This is a genomic window from Corynebacterium glyciniphilum AJ 3170, assembly GCF_000626675.1.
Lineage (GTDB): Bacteria > Actinomycetota > Actinomycetes > Mycobacteriales > Mycobacteriaceae > Corynebacterium > Corynebacterium glyciniphilum.
In genome coordinates this window covers 595,903-621,734 of the sequence record NZ_CP006842.1, presented here as the reverse complement: position 1 = coordinate 621,734, position 25,832 = coordinate 595,903, and the positions used below count along the sequence as shown (strand labels likewise).

The window sequence follows — 25,832 nt, the reverse complement described above, 5'->3', positions numbered from 1 at the left end:
CGAGAAGAAGACCCTCGGCATCATGCCGGGGCCTTCTTTCATATCTGAGCCGCCTGCGAGAATCGAACTCGCGACCTTTTCATTACGAGTGAAACGCTCTACCGACTGAGCTAAGGCGGCGTATGTGCACCACCGAGGACGGTGCTGCATACGACGGGTAATCCTAGCGGACGGCGCAACCCTCCACAAAAAGCGTCATCAGGCCGACTTCCATCGCAGGTCACACCTGTCCACAGCATTCTCGCAGCCGACCGACCATCGCTGACAACGCCACCTCCGGCTTCACGTTGAACGTGAGGGTCTCCCGACATGAGGAGACGGCGTCAATACACTGCACCAGGTTCTCCGGGGCATTGCGTCGGGCCAGTTCCCGCGACACCTTTTCCTTGTCCGGGTGCAGGAAACCACCGACGGGCTCCTCCCCCTCGACTGCCCCAGCCGCGATCATCATCGCATCACGGTACAGACCGGCGATGTCGATCAGGGCCAGGTCCAGTGAATCCCGCAACATCCGAGTCCGGCGATTCTTCTGCTCCTTCTCCAACTCCTTGATCTGCCCCGCAGCCCCCGACTGTGCCTTTGCCACACCTCGTCCCTTCGCCCCCATGCCCAGGGAACTCTGCAGGTCGGCGAGTTCTTTCTCCTCGCGCCCAGCCACCGTAGCCGTGGCCTCCTCGGTCGCTGAGGAGACCAGGTCAGTGACGAAACGGTAGGACTCCCCCTGCTCGTACACGAGCCCAGGAAGCTTCAAGGCGCTCGCCCTCTTGGCCCGCGCCTTTTCCTCCGATGCGAGGTGCCGTGCCCGGCCGATGTGTCCGCCGGCAACGTCGGCCGCCCACGACGCCTGCTCCGCTGACAACCCCAGTCCAGAGTCACCCAGCAGCACCGCCTCCACCTCCGCCCGTGACGGGGTCGGAACATACAGATGTCGGCACCGCGAGCGCAGCGTCACCGCGATGTCCTCGGGATCCGTGCTCGGTGCACACAGGATGAATACGGTCCGCTCCGGAGGTTCCTCAATGCTCTTCAGCAACGCATTGGCGCTGCTGTCATTGAAGCGGTCTGCGTCCTCAAACACCACGATCCGCCACGGTGCCACTGTCGGCATCGCCGCTGCGGTCTTGATCACCTCACGCGCCTCCGACACCTGGATCACCACACCATCGGTGTGCACCCAGGTGATGTCCGGATGGGACCCGGCTGCCGCCGAACGGCACCCGTCACACTGGCCGCATCCCGGCACATCCGGATCCTCACACACCAGCGCCGTGGCAAAAGCCTTCGCAGCGACTGATCGCCCGGATCCTGGAGGGCCCGTGAACAACCACGAATGCGTCATCGCCGCAGACTGTTCGCCCCCACGCGCTGCCTCCACCGCAGCGATTAACGGGACAGTCACATGCGGGCTGAGCACCGCAGCAGAAAAGACGGACTCGGGGGCGGCAGGCGCGTCGGTCGCTGACGAGGAACTCACAGGCAACCAGTCTAGTCCCCGTGTCCAACCCCCGTTCGGGATACAAAGGACACAACGGGGACAAGCACGTGGCGCTCCGATAGTCTGGAGCGCATGCAGAGACTGGGGCAGTACATCGCGTGGGCGTGGGGCACCACCTGGCCGCTGTACGCCCTGTCCGTGTTCATGGTCAACGTCGTCGGGTCACTTGCGGTGGCATCTTTCCTCCGTTTCCTCGTACCCCTCGGGGGTGCGACGGAACTGACGACGGTCAACACCATGACCGCAACGCTGTACACCGTGTACTTCATCGTGGCTCTGGTCACCGGCATCAGCGCGACCCTCTTCTTTTTCGCGCCCGTGCTGAGGTGGCAACGCAACCCCGACCCCGTGGACCCTGTGATGATCAGACGCCTGGTGCTGCGTATCCCGGCTCTCCAGGCCATCCTGGGTGCGGTGCTGTGGGGCATTGGCGTGGTCATCTTCACCGTCGTCGCCTCCCAGGTCTCCGGACGGTGGGCGCTCTCGGTGGCGGTCACCGCCATCCTCGGCGGGGCGATGGTCGTCCTGATGACTTTCATGGTCGCCGAACGACTCGTCCGTCCCGTCGCGGCGAAGGCCCTCAACCGCACGGGTGCTCCGCAGGGACGCATCTCCCCGTTGTCTCTCCAGATCACCAGCGTGTGGATCCTCACCTCGGCCGTCCCCGTCATCGGCGTGGTGCTGATGGTGGCTGCCCAGGCCACGAACTTCTTCACCGGTGACGCCCGGGAGATCCTCCCGGGTGTTCTCGCGCTCAGTCTCACCGCCCTGTTCACCGGGTTCTCGGGCACACGCCTGATCACCATGACCGTGGTCGACCCCATTCGCGAACTGCAGTACGCCATGAACCGGGTCCGGCGTGGCGACTCACACGCCCAGGTCCGCATCTACGATGCGACCGAGATCGGTGTCCTGCAGGCAGGCTTCAACGAGATGATGCAGGGGCTACGCGAACGTGAGCAGGTGCGCACCCTGTTCGGACGCTACGTCGGAACAGAGGTCGCCCGTCGCGCCATCGAGGAGAAACCGGAGCTCGGCGGGGCGAACCGGTTCGTCGGTGTGCTGTTCGTGGACGTCATCGGTTCCACCGGCTTCGCTGTCTCCTCGTCCCCGCAGCACGTGGTCAAGGCACTGAACAGCTTCTTCGACAAGGTCGTCGAGGTCGTGCACCGGAACAAGGGCATCATCAACAAGTTCGAGGGTGATGCAGCCCTGGCAGTCTTCGGTGCGCCGATCCCCCTGGACGACATGGCCGGTCATACGCTCGCAGCGGCCCGGGAGCTCAATCAGGAGCTCGCCGACCACGAGCTCCCCGCCGGCATCGGTGCTGCCGTCGGTGAGGTTGTTGCCGGACACATCGGAGCCAGCGACCGCTTCGAGTACACCGTCATCGGTGACGCCGTGAACGCTGCCGCCCGGTTGACCGAACTGGCGAAGGACACACCGGGCCGCGTCCTGACCAACGCGTCGACGCTGCGTAAAGCCAATGAAGCAGAGCAGGCACGCTGGACGCTGATGAAGTCCGTGGAACTGCGCGGACGCAAGGAAATGACCCAGCTGGCCCGTCCCATCCGGTCGACGCTGGCGGAGCGGGGATAAGGGTAACGGAACGGCTTACGCTTGCCCGGTGAGTGTGAGCCAGATCAGGACAACGTTCAGGACGATGATGACCGCGCAGATCACCGCCGCCAGTACCGTGAGCGCCCGTGGATTCGCCCAGCGTCCCATCACCGTGCCCCTGGCGGTCGCAGAAACCAACGGCACCAGGGCAAAAGGAATCCCCACGCTCAGCACGACCTGACTCATCACCAGAGCCCACGTCGGCTCCACTCCCGCGCCCAGGATCACCAGCGCCGGCAGCATCGTGAGGAAGCGGCGCAACAACAGTGGGATGCGAATCTTCAGGAGATCCCTCATCACCATGTCACCGGCGTAACACCCCACCGACGTCGACGCCAGACCCGACGCGAGCAAGCCGACCGCAAAAAGCACGCCGATCACCGGCCCCAGAGCACCTTCTACCGCAGCATGGGCTCCCTCGATCGTGTCGGTACCATCCACTCCCCGCAGTGCCTGGGCGGCCAGGCACAACATGGCGATATTGACTGTCCCCGCCACCACCAGAGCCGTGCCCACATCCCACTTGGTGGCCGTGAGATGCCGCTTCATGCCGGTGTCGCCGTGCGGGGTGAACCGACGGTCGCGCACCAGACCGGAGTGGAGGTACACAGCGTGTGGCATCACCGTAGCGCCCAGCATGCTCGCCGCCAGGACGACCGAATGTGTGCCCTGAAAGCGCGGAACAACCCCCTCAACCATCTCTCCCACTGTCAGGCCGGTGACGAACAGTCCCGACAGGAAACCGATGGTGATGACCAGCAGGAAGGCCATGATCACGAACTCGAAACGGCGCTGGGTGCGCCCGCCCTGCAGAGTCAGCATGCCGAGTGACACCACGCCGACGATCACCCCGCCAAGGACGAGCGGCGTTCCGAAAAGCAGGTTCAGGGCGATAGCGCCACCGACGACCTCAGCAACGTCGGTGGCAGCGGCGATGACCTCCGCCTGCCCCCAGTAGGCCAGACGACCGGCCTTCGCGCGCCGCCGCTGCGCCGCGGTGTCACGTTTCTCACGCGCATCAAACCAGTCCGCGAGGGTTGCAGAGAGCGACTTGGAGGTGACCAGACCAAGTTTCGCCGACAGGTACTGTACGACTGCTGCCATGAGGTTGGCGACGATGAGCACCCAGAGCAGCAGATAGCCGTATTCGGCACCGGCCGAGAGGTTTGCAGCGACGTTCCCGGGGTCGACATAGGCAATAGCGGCGACGAAAGCAGGCCCGAGGAGGCTGACCAGCCGGGGCTGTCCAGGTCGCTCAGAGCGGCCGTCTTCGCCCGTTTCAAGATCGACTTTCGCCGCATCAACCGACATTTTCGCCACCTGTAGTTCACGAGTTCAACAAGAAGAACTTTATCGTAGGCGCGAGTGAAGTTTCGGTCAAACGACCATCGGACGCGTGGCAACTCCACCTACCCCTCAGGAAAACCCTGCTCTACAGATTGCCGATCGGCGCGCGAGGCATCGATGGACCACGCAAAGATCCCCCACGCCGTAGCGTGGGGGATCATGCAGTCGCTAGTGCAACTTAGGCCTCGCCGCCACCCTGCACGGAGCTGACGATGGAGTTGAAGACCTCAACGAGAGCCTCGGAAACGGTGGTGATGATGCCCTGGATGGTCTCGATCATGGTGATCGCCCTTTCGATGGAAGACAATGTTGCACGGCCCAGCTGTTCCAGGCCGCACCCCGTATCCTACCTACTTTTGGGAAAACACTGTTGCAGGCAAATCAGCAGCACGTCCTTGCGGGTACTCCTTCACTCCCCCGAACAGTCACGAACACCGGAAAACCCAGTCCCACACGGAAGAAGCCCCCAGGCCGTGACCTGGGGGCTTCTTCTGCACTAGGGCGACTTACCAGCCCTGGAGGGAGCCCACGAGGGCCTGGAAGACGCCAACGATGGCACCGGCAACGGTGCTGATGATGGTCTGAATAGCCTCGATCATGATGGTCTCTCTTTCTGAGAAGGAAGGGGGCGCAGCAGGTGTTTTCCACTACAACTCGGAGAATACATCGACATCCCCGGCAAAACTATTCCCCCTGTGAACATAGTTACCCCCGGGGGTACCATGTATCAAGACAAGGCAAACGCGCACTTCAGCAGCAGATCCTTCGCCGAAGTGCGCGCTCACATCGAAAGGTTGACCCATCCAGATAGGCCGTGTGCGGAGGTCATCACTCCCCGTACAAGCTGAACACTATCCCACCGGAAAGTAAAAAGGGAGCGTAATACCCCCGGGGGTACTGAATCGCAGGTCATCCTGCTTATACGCGTGGCAGACAGGGGCGAGGCGTCACGGAGAACACCAGGCTCCACCCCCACACGGAGCAACGAGCCAAAGCTCAGCTTTTCTTCGACGCCGCCTTCTTCGAGCCCTTCTTCACGGTCCGCTTCGTGGTCGACTTCACAGCCTTCTTCGCAGTCTTCCGCGTGGACTTCGCCGACTTTTTCGCCGGCGCGGTACCGTCCGCGGCTTCCTTGGCACGCCGTTCGCTGAGGAGCTCGTTACCGCGGGCGTCCGTCATCGTCTCCGGCGAGTCGCCACGACGCAACGACGCATTCGTCGTCCCGTCAGTGACGTACGGACCGAAACGGCCGTCTTTCACCGTCATCGGCTTGCCTGACACGTCATTGTCGCCCAGCTGCTTCAACGGTGGCTTGGCTGCGGCCCGACCTCGGCGCTTTGGCTCGGCGTAGATACGCCGCGCCTCATCCAATGTGACGGTGAAGATCTGCTCCTCGTTCTGCAACGACCGCGAGTCCGACCCCTTCTTAAGGTACGCGCCGTAACGGCCGTTCTGCGCCGTGATCATCTCCCCGTCCGACGGGTCGACACCGACCTCGCGTGGCAGACTCATCAGCTTGAGCGCCTCATCCAAGGTGACCGTGGCCGGGTCCATTGACTCGAACAGGGACGCGGTCTTCGGCTTCAGCGTCTCCTGAAGAATCTCCTTGATCCGCTTGTCCTTCTTGTTCGCGGCAGTCTTGGTCTCCCTGCTGAGCGGCTTCTTGCCCTCCGCGGCGCGGTCTGCGTCCTCCTGGTCGCGCTCGGCCTCGACCGCCTTCTCCGCCTCAGCGGTGACGCGGGCTTCCTCGTCGTCCTTCACCTGCTCGGTGACGTACGGACCGTAGCGGCCTTCCCGGGCGACGATCATCCGGCCGTTCTCCGGGTTCACGCCGACCTCGCGACCACTCTGCGGCGTGGCGAACAGCTTCTCGGCGATTTCGCGGGTCAGCTCGTCCGGGGTGATCGTCTCCGGCAGGTTCGCGCGCTGCACCTCAGGCTCGGTGCCCTCAGGTGCCCCGTCCGGCACCGGTTTCATACGTTCCAGGTAGGGACCGTACCGACCCACCCGCACGATCACCGGGATCCCCTCCGAGTCGTCGAACAGGTGCAGGGAATTCACCTTGCGGGCATCGATGTGCTCCAGGTTGTCGCCGACCATCGTCTTGAGCCCGCCCAGGCGGGCAATGGTCTCCGCCGTTGCGTCCGAGGCCTTGTCGTCCCCGAAGTAGAAGCCGCGCAACCAGTGCGACCGGTTCTCCTCCCCGCGGGCGATGCGGTCGAGCTCGTCCTCCATCGACGAGGTGAATTCGTAGTCCACCAGAGAACCGAAGTTCTGCTCCATCAGTCCGACCACCGCGAACGCCACCCAGCTCGGCACCAGCGCCGAGCCGCGGGAGACCACGTACCCACGGGCCTTGATGGTGTTGATGATCGACGCGTACGTGGATGGACGCCCGATACCGAGCTCCTCCATCGTCTTGACCAGGGACGCTTCGGTGAAACGTGCCGGAGGGTTGGTCGAGTGACCGTCAGCGGTGACCTTCTCGGTCGACAGTCCGTCGCCCTCGGTCAGGACGGGCAACGCCTTCTCCGCGTTGTCGGCGACATTGCGGCCGTCCGACAGCTGACTGGTCTCCACGTACGCCTTCAGGAAACCCGGGAAGGTGATGGTGCGGCCGTTGGCCTGGAAGTCCGTCTTCTCACCGCTGGTGGCGGTGCCGGAGACCGTCACCTTCATCGACGTGCCGCGCGCGTCCGCCATCTGGCTGGCAACGGTGCGCTGCCAGATCAGTTCATAGAGCTTGAACTCCTCGGTGTCGAGCTGACTCGACAGCTTCCCAGGGGTGGCGAAAGTCTCGCCGGCGGGACGGATGGCCTCGTGAGCCTCCTGCGAGTTCTTGACCTTACGGTTGTACTGACGCGGCGCATCCGCGACGAAGCTCGGACCGTAGAGCTCACGTGCCTGCTGACGCGCGGCGTCGATACCGGACTTCGACAGGGTCGTCGAGTCGGTACGCATGTAGGTGATGTGACCGTTCTCGTAGAGACGCTGCGCGATCCGCATCGTGCGCTCCGAGGTGTAGTGCAGCTTGCGCCCTGCTTCCTGCTGCAGCGTGGAGGTCATGAACGGCGGGTAGGGCCGCCGGGTGTACGGCTTCTCCTCGACCTTCGACACCGACATCTGCGCACCGGTGAGGTTCTCAGCCAGGGTCTCGGCGGACTGCTGGTTGATCACCGTGACGTTGGCCTGGGCTTTGCCGGACTTCAGCCTGCCGTCGTCCCCGAAGTCGCGACCCTGGGCAACCCGCTTACCGTCGACGGCGACAAGAGACGCGTCGAAGGACGTCGGGTTGGCCGAACCGGACGACGTGTCAGCATCCGCAGCACCCGTAATACCGAGCGTGGCGGTGAGATCCCAGTATTCCGCAGACACGAAAGCCATGCGCTCGCGTTCACGCTCCACGATCACCCTGGTGGCGACGGACTGCACCCGGCCCGCGGACAACCTCGGCATGACCTTGCGCCACAGCACCGGGGACACCTCGTAGCCGTAGAGACGGTCAAGGACGCGACGGGTCTCCTGCGCATCGACGAGATCCAGATCGAGGTCACGGGTATTCTCCGCAGCCTCCTTGATCGCAGCCTCGGTGATCTCGTGGAACACCATCCGGCGCACCGGAACCTTGGGCTTGAGTACCTGCAGCAGGTGCCAGGCGATGGCCTCGCCCTCACGGTCGGGGTCTGTCGCGAGATAGACTTCGTCAACCTGTTTGAGCTTGGTCTTGAGGTCGGACACCTTCTTCTTCTTGTCCGGACTGACGACATAAAGAGCCTCGAAGTCGTCGTCGACGTTCACGCCGAGACGGGCCCACGGTTCCTTCTTGTACTTGGCGGGAACGTCTGCGGCGCCGCGGGGGAGGTCGCGGATGTGTCCGACAGACGCATCGACGATGTACTTGTCGCCGAGGTAGCGCTGGATCTTCTTCGCCTTTGTGGCGGACTCGACGATGACGAGTTTCTTCCCGCCGCCGCCCTGGGTCTCCTGCGCTGCCATCGGTGCTGCTCCCACCTTCTCCTGTCGTTCCAGTACTTCGCCGTACTCATCCTTGCGCATGGATCCAACTATTCGCACAAGGGGGTTCGAGGTGAGACCCTACACGCCACGAGAGCAAGTCCGCGGAAACCCCGTCCCCATGGGGGGTTTCACGCCGATTCAGGCGTCGGCAACGGTGAAGCGGGCACGACGGTGCGCCGGCTTCTCGAGTTCGTCCAGGGCGGCACGGGCGAAGGTGCCGGTCGTGACGCTGCCGCCGGCCGGATGATCGTCACCGAGAACATACGATTCCGTCGGTGCACCGGGAGCGATCTCCGGGGCGGGGGCGAGCATCGTCCAGTCCAGGCCGGCGGGGGCGGCACGGTAGAGATCAAGCACCTCGGCGAAAGACCGGGCCTCGGCGGCGTACGCCTCGGGGAAGTCCGGCGTGTCGACGAGTTTGGTTCCGTCCTCGGTGAGGGTTGCCCCTGCGCCGCCGACGACGAAGACACGGACGTCCTGGTCCGCCAGGGCGGGGATCAGTGCGGCGTGGGCGTCAATGACGGGCTGGACAGAGCTGCCGTCGCGTGGTCCCGGGACGGAGATGACGACGATGTCTGCGTTCTCTGCCTTGGAGACCACGTCGGCAGTGTCCTGGAGCGTACCAGTCACATAGGTGACGCCGTCCATCTGATTGTCCGGGTTCTCATGACGTGAGACGCCGGTGACCCGGTGTCCACGGGAAACTGCTTCGCGGGTGATGTCACTGCCGACCATGCCGGTCGATCCGTAAACGGTGATGTTAGCCATGTCCGGAAGCATAAACTTGCTACTTCCATTTGTAAAGTGGCTTCCAGAAATAGTGTCATGGTAGAGTTCCTCAGCATGACGGACGCCCCCTGGAACCCTGCTGCACGCGACTGCCCCAGCCGCGATCTGTTCACCACCCTCGGGGACCGGTGGAACATGCTGATCCTGCTCTCCCTCGAGCCCGGCCCCCTGCGTAACGGTGAAATCCAGTCAGCGGTGGACGGCATCTCGGTGCGAGTCCTGTCCCAACGCCTGAGCGCCCTGGCAGCGGACGGACTGATCACCCGAACCGCTTTTCCTGAGATCCCCCCTCGGGTGGTCTATGAACTCACCGATCTCGGCCGGTCCGCCCTACCCCCGGTCCATGCACTGTTCGAGTGGACGGTCTCGCACATGTCGGACGTGGTGGAGCACCGCGAGGTGACGTAACCCCCTCGCATACGACAACGCCGCCCGGTGTCCACGGAATCTTCCGCGGACGCCGGGCGGCGTCGGTGTTTCACTGCATGGTCCGGAGTGTCACCTCCGGGCCAGCGGGTTCAGCCGCAGCTCTTAGAGAGCGGTGACAGCCTGAGCCTGGGGGCCCTTGGCGCCGTCGCCGATCTCGAACTCGACCTGCTGGTTCTCCTCGAGGGTACGGAAGCCGTTGCCCTGGATCTCGGAGTAGTGGACGAAGACGTCAGCGCCACCATCGTTCGGTGCGATGAAGCCGTAGCCCTTTTCAGCGTTGAACCACTTGACGGTTCCTTGTGCCATGTTCTTTCCCTTACTTACTTCTCGGTGATCGGTGCCCCGCCAACTTTTCGCGAGGCCACCGGGCCGATGCTAGAACCACCGATAAAGGTTGGTCCGTCCGCATGCAAACAACTCCCGCGAACGTTTTACCTACTGACTGCGGGTCTAACCGGTGATACAGCGAGCAAAGCGACGCACAGAAACTGTGACCGCCCACCAGTGTTCCACGTTTCACGCCGCAGCACCATACCGGCGGCGGTATTTTCTCCCCCGAAATACCGGATTCGCAGGCCTGTCACAGAGTCTGTTTATACCTCTCCACGAAGAAATGTTGCTTGACCTGCTGATACGGACCTCGGCAGGTATCCGACCCTGACGCGCTTAGACTGTTCACCATGAGCGAATCTTTCGGCGGTGAACTCCTCGAGACGCTGCGCCACGCGTCCGGTTCCGGTCGCGATGCCGATTCGGACACGCTGACCCACGTACGCACCGAGGACCCGCGTCCGTCCTCACCGGTCGACTGGCCGGAGTGGGTACTGCCCGCACTTCGCGAACACCTTGTCGACAACGGCATCACCGCCCCATGGTCACACCAGGTCGCCACCGCCCAGCATGCCTGGGACGGCCACGATGTCGTCGTCGCGACCGGCACTGCGTCCGGAAAATCCCTGGGCTACCAGTTGCCTGTCCTGTCGCATCTGGCGTCCGGCGCGACAGCGTCCTGCCTGTACCTCTCCCCCACCAAGGCGCTGGCACAGGACCAGCGCTCCACGCTGGCCCGGATGTGTTCGCAGATCCCGCAGCTTCGCGGTGTGATGGTCGCATCCTACGACGGTGACACTCCGACCGAGGCCCGCCGGACGATCCGCGACGACGCGCGCATCCTCGTCAGCAACCCTGACATGGTGCATGCCTCGCTGCTGGGACAGTCCCAACGGTGGTCCCGCTTACTGCGGTCCCTGCATTTCATCGTCGTCGACGAGTGCCACGTGTACCGGGGCGTCTTCGGCGCACACGTTTCGCTGGTGCTGCGCCGCCTACTGCGACTGGCTGCGCGGGCAGGTGCAGAGCCGACGATCATCCTGGCCAGTGCGACGACCGCGGAACCGGAGCGCCACGCCGAACGACTGACCGGCCGCCCCACCGTCGCAGTCACCGACGACGGCTCACCCCGGGGCGAGCGGACCGTGGCCCTGTGGGAGCCGGGGTTCCGCGAGGACATCGTCGGAGAGCACGGCGCGCCCGTCCGACGCGCGGCCACCACGGAGTCTGCAGGCATCATGGCTCGACTCATCGGAGAAGGTGCACGCACCCTGACGTTCGTGCGTTCCCGGCGCGGCGCCGAGATCACGGCCCTGGCCTGCGCCGAGGATCTCTCCGCCGCAGGCCGCCCCGGGGACGCCTCCCGCATCGCCTCCTACCGGGCCGGCTACACCCCGGAAGCCCGTCGCGACCTGGAACGGCGCCTCGACAACGGTGAGCTGCTCGGCCTCGCTGCGACCAGCGCTCTGGAACTCGGTATCGATGTCGGTGGTCTCGACGCAGTAGTCTCCTGTGGATTTCCCGGGACGGTCGCCAGCTTTCGGCAGCAGGCCGGTCGCGCCGGCCGACGAGGGCAGGGATGTCTGGTGGTCATGGTCGCCGGCGACAATCCGCTGGACACTTACCTCGTCCATCATCCCGAGGCACTGCTGGACGCCCCGGTGGAGGCCAGCGTCTTCGATCCGTCAAACCCTTATATCCTGGCAGGCCATCTGCTGTGTGCTGCCGCCGAAGCTCCCCTCACCGACGGCGAAATCGAGAACTTCGGCCCGACAGCCCGGCGCGTCGTCGACTCGCTTGTGGCTGACGGTTCACTACGTCAGCGTCCCCGGGGGGTGTTCTGTGACCTGGAGATATCCGGTGAAGTGCATGGTCGGGTCAGTATCCGGGGCGGGGCCGGTGACGACGTGGTCATCGTCGACCAGGACTCCGGGCAGGTCCTCGGCACTGTCGACACCGCGCGCGCCGTCAGCGAGGTCCATGACGGTGCCGTGTACGTCCACCAGAGTGAAAGCTACCTGGTCGACGCACTGTCCCTGCAGGACTCCGTTGCCCTGGTACATCCAGAGTCCCCGGAGTGGACGACCCGGCCTGAGGAGACCACCTCCATCCGTGTCGACGGTGTCCGCCGCACCCGGGAGATCGGCGGCACGGAATCGGCGCCGTCGGGTGTGTGGACCGCGGACGTGGACGTCGAGGTCTCCCACCAGGTCACCGGCTACCAACGGCGCACCCTGGACGGCGAGGTGCTCACGACTGTGCCGTTGGACTATCCGCCGCAACGGTTACGCACCCGCGCCGTGGCCTACACCGTGGACCCGGCGGTCCTGTTCGACCTCGGTATCGAAGAGCCACTGTGGCCCGGCACCCTGCACGCCGCCGAGCATGCAGCCATCGGTTTGCTTCCCTTGCTGGCCACCTGCGACCGGTGGGACATCGGCGGAGTCTCGACGGTGCTGCACGCCGACACGGGTTTCCCCACCGTCTTTGTTTACGACGGCTACGAGGGGGGTGCCGGGTTCGCCGAGGCCGGGTTCGAACGGTTCGCCCAGTGGATGTCGATGACCGCGGACACGGTGGAGTCCTGCGCGTGCGAATCCGGCTGTCCGTCCTGCGTGCAGTCACCGAAGTGCGGCAACGGCAATGACCCGCTGTTCAAGCACGGCGCCGCGGTGCTGCTGCGTGCCTTGGCGGATGCCTCCGCCCACGCGGAGCACCCAGCCCGTGCCTGAAGGACGGGGACCGGTCCCACTGCAGGGTGTTCGTCCATCCACACTCACCCGTCGAAGGCTACTGTAGGAAAAATATAGTTTTGCCGGTGATGTTTGTTGAGGAACCCGAGGTGTCCGATGTCCCGATCCGTCCTGTCCCCGCTGATGCGTCTCCTGATTCCCACGGCGGCGCTAGCGCTGGTCGGTGGCGGTCTCGTCCCGTCCGCCGGCGCGATGCCAGTGCCCGCGACCGGCAGTTCGGTGGTTGGCTCGCTGCCGGCTGGCCTGGTCGACTCCGGTGATGCTCCACGGCAGCCGGCTGCCAACGAGGAGGTCCCGGACTGGTCCGGTCTGGATGTCACCGCCGGTGTCGGGCTTCCTGACCGGGTCGGCGAGCCCGTCGACGAGGTACCGCTCAGCCCTGACCTCGGGCTGAGCTCGGCGGACACTCAACAGCGGTTCGTGTACTCGACCGTGGACCAGCACGGAGAAATTGCAGCATCGACAGCCGCGGTTTTCCTGCCTCAGGGCCCCTCGCCTGAGGTCGGGTGGCCGGTGCTGGCCTGGGCGCACGGTACCGTCGGCCTCGGCAACGACTGCACTCCGTCCGCACTCCCCCGCGGGGAGCGGGACGCCGCCTACCTCAACCACTGGCTGGAGCAGGGTTACGCCATCGTCGCCTCAGACTATGCGGGAATGGGAACGCCGGGACTGATGTCGTACCTCAACGGGCCGGTCAGCGCTGCCAATGTCATCGACTCGGTGGCTGCCGCGCAGTCCCTCAACTCGGTCGGCCCGGCTTTGTCCTCCTCCTGGGCGGTGATCGGCCAGTCTCAGGGTGGTGGAGCTGCGCTGCACGTCGCCCATGCTGCGACGGAACGTAGCAACGATCTTGGACTGGACTACCGGGGCGGCGTCGCTACCGGTGCCCCAGCCTATGTCGAGGAATTAGTGCTCGCCGGGTCACCGTCCTTCCCTCCGGTCGTACTTCCGACCGGGCTGAACGTGTACACCGCGTACATCCTCGCCGGATTCCGGGAGGCGCACCCGGAGATCGACCTGGATTCCGTACTGTCGGACGAAGGACGGCGGATCGCCGACATGGCGGAAACGGCCTGTTATCCCGCGTTGGCTGATGCCCTCGACGGTGTAGGCATGTCCCGCGCCTTCACCGCACCCATCAAATCGGTGCCTGGTCTGGAACCTGCGCTACGCACCTACATGGCGACGCCGACCGACGGTTACGACAAGCCGGTCTTCGTGGGACATGGCCTCCTGGACATTGATGTGCCCAGTCCCATCGGGTTGATCCTGAACTCCCAGATGTGGATCAACCAGTTCGTTGGTTCCAATGAGCAGGTTGACGTGCACTGGTACCCCGAGGACCACAGTGGTGCGATGGTCGCCTCCATGGCGGATTCGACCCCGTTCCTGCGGTCGTTGTTCGCCTGAGTCGGCGTCACTTCACCGGCCCTGCCTCAGCGGCGGCAGTCTTGCCTGCCACGACGACAGTGATCCCGATCCCCTCGAGCCCGGCGGGACCGTAGTCGGTATCCTCGCCACGCACCAGGTCACAGGAGACGAGCCGGGCGTTGTTCGCCACGGCGACATCCTCCGCCACCACACATGCCTCATCCACACCCGCGTGTTGCATCACCGTCGCCGCTGACAAGGCGGTCAGGTCTGCGGCCGCCGACGCGCGATGCCTCTGGAGCATGCCCGTCACGCCGGTTCCGATAACCAATACCAACGCCACCACAGCCAGGATGACTGCCGCGCCAGCGACAGTCACAGAGCCGGTCTCATCCCTGCACGTCCTGTGGTTCACCGACGATCACCGCCGTCGCGGACACATCAAACAACCGTCCCGGCACGGTAACGTGCACCCGGTACACCAGATGACCGGTGGCTGAATCCGGCGCACCTCCAGGAGAGCCGGCGGTCACCGTCACCAACGCGTCCGGCTCACGCTCCGTGACGACAGACCGTGCCGCGGCTAGATCACCCAGCGCAGCGGCTCTGGCGCCGTCACGGGCCATACCCACCGCGCCAAGGTACGTCGCGACTGTGAGAACCCCGGCGATGACGGTGCCGATGACGGCGGTTAAGGCGGTGAAAACGATGGCCGCCTCGACCGTTACGTACCCGTCATCACCGTAGATCCCCCTCACGCTGCCGCCACCGTCTACTGGGTATCCAGCGCGCGTTGGAAGATTGACGTCAACGCACCCTCTACAGCGTCGGATGTCACCACGAGATACAGCAGTGCACCAAGCGCCGCGGCCGCGACACATCCGAGTGCGTACTCTATGGTGCTCATCCCCTGGTCATCCCCCATAACCGACAGTATCACCCCGTCTTTCACCGGAGCCTCTGCGGACTCCGGGGCCTCCTCCTGATCGATGTCCCGCCGGACATCCCGGTCCCTGTCCATACCGTTTTCTTCCATGTCTTCCCCTCCGTAATTCCGATTGTTGTCAATCTCGGTTGTTGTCACACGCTGGCGAATCCGATGACCAGTGGAACCAGTCCCACCACCACGAAGGCAGGGAGAAAGCACAGTGTCAGCGGTGCGGCAACGGCGACAAGCACCCGTTCGGCACCCGCCCGTGCACTGTCGTCGGCCTGTGTCCGTAGCCGGTCTGCCTGGGCCGTGACGGCCTCTGACATCCGTCCACCGTTTCTGACCTGGGATCCGGCTCGGCGCGCCACCGGGCCGAAGTTCGGATCGGTGGCCAGGTGCTTCCACGCTTCCGCCCCCGCCCCCAAATCAAGTAGAGCGGCAACGCGCAACAGATCGGCTACTGCGTGGGCCATGCCACCGTCATCCAGCGTGTCCTGCGCTGCCCCGCGTACCGCTGCCCGCCAGGCCGTCACGACAGGGAGCCCTGTCTGAATAGCTGCGGCGAAGACATCGAGAACCCTGGCAGCGGCGATCGCTCCGAGACCTGGTTCCGCTGAGACCCCCGGGATGCGAAAGTTCCCTGAGACCCCTGCCTTTCCACCGGGTCCGGCGCGACCGCCGACCCCGCCGAGCACTGTCACGGTCAGCGACTCCACCCACAGCACGCCGGCGCAGGCGAGCCCGGTACCGAGTAGCAACACCAGAGCGCCCAGAGTGGTACCGACAAGGAATGTCAGTGGCTCCAGCCCCATGGACTGGCCGATGCCGAGCGCCCCTGCCGGCAAGAGCAGCAGAATCACCTCGGTCATTCGCGCGCCCGCCAGTGCACTGGATACGTGACCGAGGTAACTGAGGCGGGTGTCCAGGTCCTGGACGAACCGTCCCATTATCCTGCCCAGTGCCAGACCATGGCGCTCTGCGGTAGCCCACAGACACAGAAGCCTGATAAGTTCCGGATCCCGATTGTCACCTGCAGGATGCGTCTGGTCAGTGCAACTGTCGACTGCCGCGCCGAGCCGGATCCGGTGGATCTGCCGACGTAATCCCTCACTGATACCGTGCTCTCGGGTGAGCGCCTGTTCTGCCGCTGTCACCGGGCGAGCGCCGACCAGCAATTCCACCGCGAAAGCATCGGTGAAGTCACGGTACTCCTGCATCCTCCTCCTGCTCTTGGACAGTGCCAGAACCGCGGTGACGACACGACCGCTGGTGAACAGCACCACGGCTCCGGTTCCGATCAACGCCATCACCGTCACCATGTTCGGCCCCACACTGGTTCCACCGTCAGAGTGCCGCCCGTGCCGGTCAACCGTCCGACCTGCGCGAGCCGTCGCTGTCCCTGCTCCCTGTGCAGATGAACCACGGTGTCCACTCCGTCGACAACCTGACGCGCCACCGAGTCCGCCGACATACCGGCCAGCGCCCCGAGCGCAGTGAGGCGTCCCGGCACAGCAGACACGCTGTTGGCGTGCAGCGTTCCCGCACTCCCCCCGTGTCCGGTATTGAAGGCCAGCAGCAGCTCCGCGATCTCTGCGCCGCGGATTTCACCGACGATGATGCGGTCCGGGCGCATGCGCAGACTCTGTCGCACCAGCATCCGCATGTCGATACCACCTGCGCCGTCCGGTCCCGCGTCGCGGGTACGTAGCCGCACCGCGTGGGGATGATCCGGGAGAAGCTCCGGGGTGTCCTCAACGAGCAGCAGCCGCTCTTCGGCAGGTACCTGGCCCAACAAGGCCGCAAGCAGTGTCGTCTTACCGGCACCGGTACCACCGCTGACGAGGAAAGAACGCCGTTGTTCGATGAGCTCACGCAGCAAGCGGGCACCGTCATCCGGGAACATGCCGGTTTCCTGTAATGCTTCCAGGCTGCGGTGGCTGCTGGACAGGGCCCGCAGGCTCACACAGGCGCCGGCGCCGGCCGGAGGATCCAGGACGGCGTGCACACGCACCCCGGCCGCGGCCACTCCCGGCGGCAGATCGGTGAGAATACCGTCGGCGAAAGGGCACGCGTCGTCCAGACGCACGCCGCACGCCGCCGCGAGACGCACGGCGATGTGCCGGCAGGCGTCCTTGTCCGACAGTCGCAGATCCGTCGATTCCACTCCCCGACCGCGGTCGATCCACACTGGCCCGGGGCCATTGATCAAGACATCGGTGACCGTCGGGTCCTCCAGCGGAATCGCCAGGTCCCCCAGCCCGGAGAATTCACGAGTGAGCACCCGCACCTGCTCGACCCCGGCACCGTCCGCACCACCCATCGTCCCGATGACCCCGGCGATGTCTCCCGGGGAGGGTCGAAGCACGGCACGGTCTACCAGTTCGTCCCTCACCCGGTCGACAAGCGCCGGAGGCCTGGAATGTGTCCCGGAGTCAGTCGACCGGGCAGAGGCAGCAGGACGCACCTTCATCCGGCCGATCACCGAATCTCCTCCAACAACCGCAATGCTGCGGTACCGGCGGTCCCTGCAGCGCTTCCTGTGGTCCGGAAGTCACCGCGGTCCACATCCACGGTGAGAAAGGGGTCGTCCTCCCATGTCACCGTGGGTGCCCGTCCCAGCAGACTCAGTGTCTGGTTCCAGGTAAGTCCGGAGCGCGGGAGTTCGCGTAGCACAACATGTATCTGGCCGCAGACCGCAACGATATGCCGAGCCGCCACGACCGCCGGGACGGTCTGCGGTACAACCAGAACCCGGGTCGTCACCGTCTCCGGTAGTGCCGACAGGTCGCGGCGTCCGCAGTCCCTGACGACCGGGCGTGACGGCAGCGCGGCACACGACACACCGGAGGAACGCCGGGACTCCACCACGCCGACATCCTGTACCCAGGTCACCTCCGAGTCGCCTGGACCGTCCTCCCCGTCACGTTCGGCTCCGAGCAGCAGCCGGAGCTGCCCTGCACGGGACAGCGGGTCGTCGTCCACCAACAGTGCCTGACCGGGGCCGTCGGTACCGTCCGGTCCCGGATCCGCCGCCGCTCCGGCAAGTGCGGCGGAAAAGACGCTGGCCCCGGCTCCACCGACCACACCCGCGACAGCGATATCGAGTGGATCGTGACAGCCGATCGCCGCGGCCAACTGATTCGCCGCCTCCGGAATCTGCAGGGTGTCAGACCCGACGACCGGCGTACCACTGACCCGGATGATCCGCACCGAAGACCGGCCTCCTGCCGTCTCCGGCACGTGAGGGTCCAAGGAGTCCGTCACCACAACCAGGCCGGGCAGGTTGGTGGTCTCATCCTCCCGGACAATGCGCCGCCCGGTCACCGTGACGATCATGGCGACCTCGTCCACCAGCCCTGGATCATCGAGCATCAACAGGACCGGCGAGGCCCCCTTCTGCCGGCGATCGCCGCTGCTGTACCTGCCGGACACTCCCCTGACACCTCGTGTTCCCCTCATGGCGGTAGATAGTGGCATTACCGGCCAATACGACGGTAGAGCCGGACCAGCAGGAGACGAACCTGTGGACAACTTCGGACCAGATTCTGCGTCGTTGTCCCCAGCCCCTGTGGACAATGCTCGCCACGAGAGGAAAATATGAGGCGCAGGGTAACGAACGTGACCATTGGGACGTATGGTGTAGATGTGACTACGCCGCAGGGAGAACCACGCGAGCCGGACGACACCCATGCCGAGAACACACCCGTCGCCGAGCTGATCGAGTCCATCACCACCGACCCCGGCGTTGACCCGTCAACCGTCCTCGCCGTCTTCGACCTGGACAAGACCATCATCGACACCTCGGCGTCCATGGCCTACCGCAAGCCCCTGGCCGAACGTGGCCTGATCACCACCACCGACATGCTGCGTATGCTCATGATGCTCGGCAACTACATGATCAGCGGCCACGACGACAACTCCCTAAACACCACACGGGACACCCTGGTCGCCATGATCCGCGGCCGTCGACAGGCCGATCTCGCCGACGTCGCCCACGGTGCACTCCAGGACGTGATCGTCCCGGTCATCTACTCTGAGGCCCGCACTCTCATCGCCCGGCATCACGCCCTGGGCCACCACGTGGCGATCATCACCGCATCCGCCCGTGTCCTGGTGACTCCCATCGCCGACGAACTCGGCGCCGACCATCTCATCGCCACCGAACTCGCCGTCGACGATGAGGGCCTGTTCACCGGCGAGGTCCCGTTCTTCTGCAAGGGCCCGGCAAAAGTCGAGGGGCTCCACCGTCTCGCCGAGTCGGAAGGCTACGACCTCACCGCCAGCTACACCTACACCGATTCGGCGACCGACCTCCCCCTGCTCGAGGCCGTCGGCCACCCCACCGTCGTGAACCCCGACCGGACACTGCGCCGCGAGGCGACCACCCGTAACTGGCCCATCGCCAAGTTCGGACGCACCGAACCGCTGTTCACACTTCCCGAGCACACCGGCGCCATCGCGGGCACCTCCGCGGCTGTCGCCCTTGTCGGTACCGTCGCCGCTGGGCTGCTGGTCTGGCTCCGGGGACGCGAGGACGAGTAGAAAGAGTACGGCTTCTCCCTCACCATGGAAGAGCCTCTGGCACAATAGCGTGGAGAACCAACCAGTAGGATCCGAGTTAGACCATCGACCAGGAGAGTGCGTAGTGAGCGACAAGAACAGCAACGGCCTGTTCACTGACCAGGACAGCTTCAACCCCAAGGTCAACTCCATCCCGCTGTCCGACGTGGATGCCCAGGCCGCCGGTCGCGGCGGCAGCATCGCTGACCTGGTCAAAGACGCCACCGCCCAGGTGTCCTCCCTGATCCGTTCTGAGGTGGAACTGGCCAAGACCGAGATCTCCGGCACCGCGAAAAAGGCCGGGATCGCCGTCGGCCTGTTCGGTGCCGCCGGCGTCGTGCTGGCCTACAGTTCCTTTTTCTTCTTCTTCTTCCTCGCGGAGCTCCTGGACAACTGGCTGCCCCGCTGGTCGGCGTTCCTCATCGTGTTCGGCATCATGTTCGTGCTGGTCGCGATTCTCGCCGTCGTCGGCGTGAAGTTCATCAAGGGCGTCAAGAAACCGCAGGCGACGATCGACTCCGTCAACGAGCTGAAGTCCGTCGTGCCCTCCGGCAAGAAGGACTCCACCGCCGACAACGGGATGTTCACCTAGCCCAGCCGGGCATCTCTGTTCTGCGATGACCCTCACCCCCGACGCGGCGCACCGCTACATCCATACCCGGGGCATCCGGTTGCATGTCCTCATCCAGGGCCCGTCCGATGCTCCCCTGGTCCTGCTGATCCACGGGTTCGCTGGTGGACACTTCGACTGGCGCGAGCTCATGCCCGAACTCTGCGGCGCCGATGCACCGCCGGTACGTGTCGCTGCGGTCGACCTGCGTGGCTACGGGCGTTCCGACAAAACGCCCCGCGGCTACGATCTCACCACCGCAGCCTCGGACATGTGCGGTGCGATCCGCGCGCTCGGCCACACCGACGCCCTGGTCGTCGGTCACGGTGAAGGCGGCCTGATCGCCTGGACGATGGCAGCCCACGAGCCACAACGCGTCCGCGGCATTGTCACGCTCGCCTCCGCACACCCCCTGGTACTCGCCCGGTCCCTTCTCCTGCACCCGGTGTCCCAGTGGCCGCGGGTCCGCGCCTCGCTCTACGCCCAGCTGCCCCGGCTGCCCGAACACGCGCTACGCAAGAACGGGTCCGCCGTGGTGGCCACCTCCTTCCGCCACCAGGTCGCGCCCGGGTTCCGGGACACCGACACCTGCCGGGAGCACGAGGAACTCCGCCGGGACGCCATGCAGATCGACAAGGTCGCGCACCTGTCCTGTGAATACCGTCGATGGACCCTACGCAGCCGACTGCGGCCCGAGGGCGGCGACTTCAACCGGACGTTCCCGGCGCGTACCGACACACCCGCCGTCTGCGTCGACGGATCGATGGATCCCGCCTATTCTCGTCGAATCGCCCGACGCTCCGCTGCCCGTGGTGGGGACGGATCAACATCCGAACTGCTCTACGGGGTGGGCCATTTCCCTCACATCGAGGACCCGCCGGCCGTGGCCGCGATCATCCGGGCAGTATCAGACCACCGGAAAGAGCACTGAGCCTCCCCTCGAGCCTCACCTGCCCCTTTCCTGTATTCCCCGTGCACTCACGTCTCTGCCCGGGGCAGCACACGGCCGAGTACATCGGCCTGGGGAAAGTCCAGATGCGCAACACCGGGGAGAATCTGGATCTCGGCACCATCGGCGCCTGATCGGCGGTACCAGGCGGCCCCCTCCCGGGCGGCGCTGAGCGCGTCGAAACCGTCGGCACTCCGGGTCCCGTCGTCGAGGTCCCCCACATACCAACGTAGCGGCACCGTGAGTGTATCCCCGGAGGACCCCGGATCCTCGTCAGGAGCCCCGCCTCCCGCCATCATGACCGCACCGCCGGTCACTAACCCCGGCACGCTACGCAGAATCCCGTAGCTGAGCATCTCGGCCCCACCCGAATACCCCGACCACCAGACATTCTCGTCGTCCAGCTCGCTGTCCGCCCGCACCCGGTCAGCGACCAGAGCCGTCAGCCAGTCAACGTTGCGGTCGAGTCTGCGCCACCACGTCTCGCCCCGGCGGTGATCAGGCGTACGGGGAGCGATGAGGACCATGTTGCGCGATCCTGCCACCTGCGCCAGCTCCCCCAGGGTCGGTTCCGTGTCGTCCTCATCAGGGTCCCCGTCTCCGGGGAGTCCGAATTCCCCGGCCCCATCGCCGTGCAGATGAATGAGCACGCCCCTCGGCGCTGCAGACCCGTCGGCCTCACCGCAGTTGTAGGTGTACACCTGGCTGCTGCGCCCCTTGTGGCGGAACTCGCTGACCTCGGGAGGACAGGGGTCGGCATCCCGCCCGTCACGTATCAGCACAGGCGTGAGGACAGCGGCACCGACGGCCGTGGCCGCCAGGACGGCGGAACCACGTCTCCACCAGGAGCGCATTCTGCTGTCAGGCTCTCGGGTCACGACAGCCATTCTAGACATATCCCGCAGCCGACAGACTGCCTCAGCTGACCACGCACTTCTGCGTGTCCACCGGGTCGCGGTAGGACGCGATGTCCCCGACATGGGAGAGAACTTCATTCTTGGTCAGGGCGTATCCAGTATCGGAGTCCCCGACGGCAGCGCCGAAGACGAGCCCCAGGACACGACCGTCCCTGTCGAGTAACGGCCCGCCTGAATTGCCCTGTACCACCGTTCCGCGCAGCGTGTAGGCCTCACGGTCCACGCGCGTGTCCGCGTAGATGTCGGGTCCGGAGACCGTGAACATCTCACGGACACGCGCCGGAGTGGCCTGGAACGGGCCACCGAGCGGGAACCCCATGACGATGGCATCGTCATTCTGGGCCGCAGGACGGTCGGCCCAGTCCAGCGGCGGAAGCGCCGTCCCGTCCGTGGTGCGGATCAAGGCGATGTCTTCCGACGGATTGTAGTAGACCACCTCGCCTTCGGCGTCCCCGTCCACGGTCTCCAGTGCGACCCGTCCAGTACCGGCGACAACGTGGGCGTTCGTCATGACCAGGTCCGGCTCGACGGCGAAGCCGGATCCCTGCAGGATCCGACTGCACTGTTCAGCCTCTCCCAAGACACGCACCAGTGACGGACGGGTCTCGGCGACGACCGGAGTGTCCGACAATGCAGTGTCCGGTGCGTCTACCTCGGCCGAGGGGACGTCATCGAACGGGTCGGTGATCACGGGGAACCCGGAGTCACTGAAGAATGACGCCGTCTGCTGCGGGAGCGCCTCCAGCCACGACGGGGCGATGTCGCTGACCCCGGAGAGAATCGACGAGCCGCGCACCGACTTGCCCAGGTCCCCGGAGTTGTTGCCGGCCACCGGAACCACGATCAGCCAGACCACCACCACGGTGGTGACAACCTGTACAAGCGCCCCGACCACAGAGTCCGCGCGCAGGGCCACCCGGGTGCGGATGAGGTCACGCAGGCGTCCGCCGATCACTGATCCGAGCGTGTATCCGAGCACGACGGACCCCGCGACGACGGCGAGTGCAGCGAGGAAACGCTGGGTGTCCCCGTCGACGTAGCCCATCACCCACGGCAGGATCCGCAGGCCCAGTACACCACCACCGAGCACACCGACCAGCGACAGCAGGGCGGAGAAACCGCCCTGTCGCCAGCCGGAGAGCAGGGCGAACAGTGCGATGACGACCAGGGCGACATCGACGATGACCGAACCGCTCATCGGGGTTCCTTCCCGTTCTCGTTCTCACCGTTGTCGTTCTCGAGCTCGCCACCCAGACGGTCGCCGAGGACAGCCGGGGCGAGGTTCTCGCCGTTCCGGGACGCCTCGAGTGCTGCGAAGAGGTCACCCACCTCGACAGGCTCCCCGTCGGTCCACGGATCCTCCCAGGCCTGATCCCATCCGGCGATCTGCAGGAGGGCGTCCACGACGCCACCGGTGAATCCCCACAGGAGATACCCGTCGACGTCGAAGGCAGGACCGTGCCAGCCGAGGAATCCGATCCTGGTGCGGAGGGCGGGCTCCGCCAGGCGGGCCACCGGGTAGGCACGCACCCAGTCCGATTCCTGCGTCGCCGGGTGCACCGGCCCCGGTGCCCGCCACCAGGCGATGACGGGGATGACGGCGTGGTTCGTCCGATCGATGTACAACGGGTCCATCACCATCACCGGTACGACAGAGGCAGGGTCGAGTGCGGTCTCCTCCACCGCTTCACGCACGGCGGTGTCCACCGGACCGGCATCCTGGGGCTCGCGGCGACCGCCGGGGAAGGCGATCTGCCCGGAGTGGGTGCGCATTCGGGGATTGCGGTGGGTCAACAGGACGGTCTTCTCCCCTGCCCCGTCCTCGCCGAGCAGCACCAGCACCGCCGAGTACCGCGGCGGTGTACCGTCCGGGCCTGTTTCGGGAACGGTCCGCGCCGGTTCGCTGAAGATCCCCGCCGCGGCGTCCTCCCCGGCATCCGTACGTGCTGCACCGACAAGAGCACGGACCCATCCCGGCAGGTCAGCGGGGAGCTCCGGCTGCGCCTGGGCGGCATACAGCCAGTCCTCCAGTGAGTGGTCCCGTTCCGGAAACTCGTCTGGGCGCTCGATGGGTCGGTTCATGAGTTCCCCATACTACGTGTCATCAGCTCTTCCACCTGCTCCACGGAGGTCAGCTCGCCAGGATGCATCTCCAGACGCGAACCGTCGGCACTGTAGACCACCGACAGCGGAACGACGGCCGGCAGGGATGCCGCGGCGGCGACGGCTCCGTTCGAATCCTGGAAACTGGCGAACCGGACATCCAGGTCAGCCAGGAGGTCCACCCCGGCCTGCCCACGTTCATTGGCGTGCACCCCGATGATGTTCCACTCCGGATGCTTTTCGGCGGCCTCCTGGAGCACCGGCAGTTCCTGGCGGCACGGGCCGCACCACCATGCCCAGACATTGACCAGGGTCGGGCGACCCGAGACGAGTTCGGCCACCGACACGGTGGATTCCCCGCCGCCGTCGGTCAGGCACGGCAGGACGACGTCGGCGAGCTCGGCGTCCGGTGCCAGCGGGGTACTGCCCTCCGGCGACGGGCAGGACATGCGCTGGTCCGACGGAACGTCGTAGGACGTGCCGGCCGGGTCAGGTGAGGTGGTCCCGTCCGGCACCGGTTCCGCAGAGCCGGACGGGACGGACGACGTCGGCGCAGCCGAGGTCGCCGGGTCCTCTCCACCGGTCAACGAGATGATCATCGGCACAGCGGCAACCGCCAGTCCGACGACAACCACCACGACCAGTAGAACGGTACGCAGCCGCGAACTCACGGCATCAGAACCGTCCGGGGCCTGAGCAGTCTCGTCCGAGCCGGTCACTCCCGCACTCCCGCCTGGTCTCCTGCTTCGAATGACGGGCACTTGGGCGCCAGGACACAGCTGGCGCAGTCGGGCCGACGGGAATGACACACGCGTCGGCCGTGGAAGATCAACCGGTGTGAGAACATCGTCCACTCCTTCTTCTCCACCATCGCGGTGATCTCGCGCTCCACGGCGACAGCGTCGGTCTGCGTGGTCAGTCCCAGCCTGCGGACCACCCGCCCGACATGGGTGTCCACCGGGAAACCGGGCACGTTGAAGGCATTGCCCAGCACGACATTCGCCGTCTTGCGGCCCACACCAGGCAGGGCGACCAACTCCTGCATCGTTCCAGGGACTTCACCACCGTGTTCGTCGCACAGTGCGGCCCCCAGGCCGATGAGGCTCGATGCCTTGTTCCGGAAGAAACCCGTCGGACGGATGACCTCCTCCAGCCGTTCCCGGTCGGCACCGGCGTACGCAGCAGCATCCGGGAACTCCCGGAACAGCCCCGGAGTGACCTGGTTGACGCGTTTGTCCGTGCACTGCGCGGACAGCACCGTGGCTACGAGAAGTTCCAGCGGCGTGGAGTAGTCCAACTCGCAGTGTGCGTCCGGGTACTCCTGCGCCAAGGTCCGGTTGACCCAGCGGGTCCGCCGGGTCAGCGCCAGCGGACTCTCGCCGGACAGGCGGCGACGGGCAGCGGGGTGCGGCGATTGAGAGGATTGAGAGGGTGATGTGGCGACCATGGTGGAGACAGTCTAACCCGCGTTCCACAGAAGATGCCCCCTACGCTGTATTGTGTGGAGTGACCCTTTTCGGGGGCCGGTGTGACCAACCTGTCACGGTCGGCCAGAGCATCGCCAGCACCACCAGCTTGCCACCGAACAGCAGACGAACAGTACCAAGACCA

General features: G+C 65.3%; 23 protein-coding genes and 1 tRNA gene. 7 read left to right on the top strand and 17 right to left on the bottom strand.

What is annotated here, in order from left to right; genetic code table 11:
- Positions 1-47 precede the first annotated feature (47 nt).
- Positions 48-120 (bottom strand) — tRNA-Thr (locus CGLY_RS02885).
- Between the two features lie 100 nt (positions 121-220).
- Positions 221-1,474 (bottom strand): DNA polymerase III subunit delta', encoded by a 1,254-nt coding sequence (locus CGLY_RS02880; RefSeq protein ID WP_227590358.1) that lies wholly within the window; start codon positions 1,472-1,474, stop codon positions 221-223.
- A 93-nt stretch (positions 1,475-1,567) separates the two neighbouring features.
- Here CGLY_RS02880 and CGLY_RS02875 point away from each other — a divergent pair, with 93 nt between their 5' ends.
- The gene (locus CGLY_RS02875; RefSeq protein WP_038546008.1) at positions 1,568-3,094 is read left to right on the top strand and encodes an adenylate/guanylate cyclase domain-containing protein; all 1,527 of its coding nucleotides are present in this window, start codon (positions 1,568-1,570) and stop codon (positions 3,092-3,094) included.
- Positions 3,095-3,109: 15 nt separating this feature from the next.
- Here the strand turns inward: CGLY_RS02875 and CGLY_RS02870 are convergent, their stop codons facing one another.
- The 3 genes from CGLY_RS02870 to CGLY_RS02860 form a co-directional block, all read right to left on the bottom strand.
- Complete coding sequence (locus CGLY_RS02870) at positions 3,110-4,426, bottom strand: Nramp family divalent metal transporter (RefSeq protein WP_052539555.1); 1,317 nt, start codon at positions 4,424-4,426, stop codon at positions 3,110-3,112.
- Between the two features lie 1,032 nt (positions 4,427-5,458).
- On the bottom strand, positions 5,459-8,458 hold the full coding sequence (gene topA, locus CGLY_RS02865; protein WP_038551051.1) for a type I DNA topoisomerase: 3,000 nt from the start codon (positions 8,456-8,458) through the stop codon (positions 5,459-5,461).
- 159 nt (positions 8,459-8,617) lie between these two features.
- The gene (locus CGLY_RS02860; RefSeq protein WP_038551048.1) at positions 8,618-9,247 is read right to left on the bottom strand and encodes an NAD(P)-dependent oxidoreductase; all 630 of its coding nucleotides are present in this window, start codon (positions 9,245-9,247) and stop codon (positions 8,618-8,620) included.
- A 75-nt stretch (positions 9,248-9,322) separates the two neighbouring features.
- On the opposite strand from CGLY_RS02860, the gene CGLY_RS02855 reads away from it, so the two are divergent.
- Positions 9,323-9,676 (top strand): winged helix-turn-helix transcriptional regulator, encoded by a 354-nt coding sequence (locus CGLY_RS02855; RefSeq protein ID WP_038551045.1) that lies wholly within the window; start codon positions 9,323-9,325, stop codon positions 9,674-9,676.
- A 123-nt stretch (positions 9,677-9,799) separates the two neighbouring features.
- On the opposite strand, the gene CGLY_RS02850 is transcribed toward CGLY_RS02855, so the two are convergent.
- Positions 9,800-10,003 (bottom strand): cold-shock protein, encoded by a 204-nt coding sequence (locus tag CGLY_RS02850; protein WP_038546005.1) that lies wholly within the window; start codon positions 10,001-10,003, stop codon positions 9,800-9,802.
- Positions 10,004-10,377: 374 nt separating this feature from the next.
- Here CGLY_RS02850 and CGLY_RS02845 point away from each other — a divergent pair, with 374 nt between their 5' ends.
- Both CGLY_RS02845 and CGLY_RS02840 read left to right on the top strand, forming a co-directional pair.
- The gene (locus CGLY_RS02845; protein WP_038546002.1) at positions 10,378-12,759 is read left to right on the top strand and encodes a DEAD/DEAH box helicase; all 2,382 of its coding nucleotides are present in this window, start codon (positions 10,378-10,380) and stop codon (positions 12,757-12,759) included.
- Between the two features lie 117 nt (positions 12,760-12,876).
- Positions 12,877-14,190, top strand: coding sequence for a lipase family protein (locus CGLY_RS02840; RefSeq protein WP_144313619.1), 1,314 nt, complete (start codon positions 12,877-12,879; stop codon positions 14,188-14,190).
- 7 nt (positions 14,191-14,197) lie between these two features.
- Here the strand turns inward: CGLY_RS02840 and CGLY_RS02835 are convergent, their stop codons facing one another.
- From CGLY_RS02835 to CGLY_RS02810, 6 genes are read right to left on the bottom strand one after another with little or no spacing between them, the layout of a single operon-like run.
- The gene (locus tag CGLY_RS02835; RefSeq protein WP_038545999.1) at positions 14,198-14,530 is read right to left on the bottom strand and encodes an Rv3654c family TadE-like protein; all 333 of its coding nucleotides are present in this window, start codon (positions 14,528-14,530) and stop codon (positions 14,198-14,200) included.
- 10 nt (positions 14,531-14,540) lie between these two features.
- Complete coding sequence (locus CGLY_RS02830) at positions 14,541-14,909, bottom strand: hypothetical protein (RefSeq protein ID WP_052539551.1); 369 nt, start codon at positions 14,907-14,909, stop codon at positions 14,541-14,543.
- A gap of 14 nt (positions 14,910-14,923) precedes the next feature.
- The gene (locus CGLY_RS18025) at positions 14,924-15,187 is read right to left on the bottom strand and encodes a DUF4244 domain-containing protein (RefSeq protein WP_320406900.1); all 264 of its coding nucleotides are present in this window, start codon (positions 15,185-15,187) and stop codon (positions 14,924-14,926) included.
- A gap of 44 nt (positions 15,188-15,231) precedes the next feature.
- A complete protein-coding gene (locus CGLY_RS02820; RefSeq protein ID WP_227590357.1) occupies positions 15,232-16,413 on the bottom strand; it encodes a type II secretion system F family protein in 1,182 nt (393 codons plus the stop codon).
- Positions 16,395-17,564, bottom strand: coding sequence for a TadA family conjugal transfer-associated ATPase (locus CGLY_RS02815; protein WP_227590356.1), 1,170 nt, complete (start codon positions 17,562-17,564; stop codon positions 16,395-16,397). Before CGLY_RS02815 ends, CGLY_RS02820 begins: the two co-directional genes overlap by 19 nt.
- Positions 17,561-18,541, bottom strand: a complete 981-nt coding sequence (locus CGLY_RS02810) for a hypothetical protein (protein ID WP_144313618.1) — start codon at positions 18,539-18,541, stop codon at positions 17,561-17,563. Before CGLY_RS02810 ends, CGLY_RS02815 begins: the two co-directional genes overlap by 4 nt.
- Before the next feature lie 186 nt (positions 18,542-18,727).
- On the opposite strand from CGLY_RS02810, the gene CGLY_RS02805 reads away from it, so the two are divergent.
- The 3 genes from CGLY_RS02805 to CGLY_RS02795 all read left to right on the top strand — a co-directional run bounded on the left by CGLY_RS02805 (position 18,728) and on the right by CGLY_RS02795 (position 21,183).
- Positions 18,728-19,624, top strand: coding sequence for an HAD family hydrolase (locus tag CGLY_RS02805; protein WP_227590355.1), 897 nt, complete (start codon positions 18,728-18,730; stop codon positions 19,622-19,624).
- Positions 19,625-19,727: 103 nt separating this feature from the next.
- The gene (locus CGLY_RS02800) at positions 19,728-20,234 is read left to right on the top strand and encodes a phage holin family protein (protein WP_038545994.1); all 507 of its coding nucleotides are present in this window, start codon (positions 19,728-19,730) and stop codon (positions 20,232-20,234) included.
- Between the two features lie 25 nt (positions 20,235-20,259).
- On the top strand, positions 20,260-21,183 hold the full coding sequence (locus CGLY_RS02795) for an alpha/beta fold hydrolase (protein ID WP_038545990.1): 924 nt from the start codon (positions 20,260-20,262) through the stop codon (positions 21,181-21,183).
- A gap of 47 nt (positions 21,184-21,230) precedes the next feature.
- On the opposite strand, the gene CGLY_RS16630 is transcribed toward CGLY_RS02795, so the two are convergent.
- From CGLY_RS16630 to nth, 5 genes are read right to left on the bottom strand one after another with little or no spacing between them, the layout of a single operon-like run.
- Positions 21,231-22,079, bottom strand: a complete 849-nt coding sequence (locus CGLY_RS16630; protein WP_144313617.1) for a hypothetical protein — start codon at positions 22,077-22,079, stop codon at positions 21,231-21,233.
- Positions 22,080-22,119: 40 nt separating this feature from the next.
- On the bottom strand, positions 22,120-23,316 hold the full coding sequence (locus tag CGLY_RS02785) for a MarP family serine protease (protein WP_038545988.1): 1,197 nt from the start codon (positions 23,314-23,316) through the stop codon (positions 22,120-22,122).
- Positions 23,313-24,200, bottom strand: a complete 888-nt coding sequence (locus tag CGLY_RS02780; RefSeq protein ID WP_081803748.1) for an NUDIX hydrolase — start codon at positions 24,198-24,200, stop codon at positions 23,313-23,315. The genes CGLY_RS02785 and CGLY_RS02780 overlap by 4 nt, the downstream gene beginning before the upstream one ends.
- Entirely contained in the window at positions 24,197-24,940 is a 744-nt protein-coding gene (locus CGLY_RS02775; protein WP_227590354.1) for a TlpA family protein disulfide reductase, read from the bottom strand. Before CGLY_RS02775 ends, CGLY_RS02780 begins: the two co-directional genes overlap by 4 nt.
- Positions 24,937-25,668: an endonuclease III gene (gene nth, locus CGLY_RS02770; RefSeq protein ID WP_081803747.1), complete on the bottom strand. Its 732-nt coding sequence runs from the start codon at positions 25,666-25,668 to the stop codon at positions 24,937-24,939. The genes CGLY_RS02775 and nth overlap by 4 nt, the downstream gene beginning before the upstream one ends.
- Positions 25,669-25,832 lie beyond the last annotated feature (164 nt).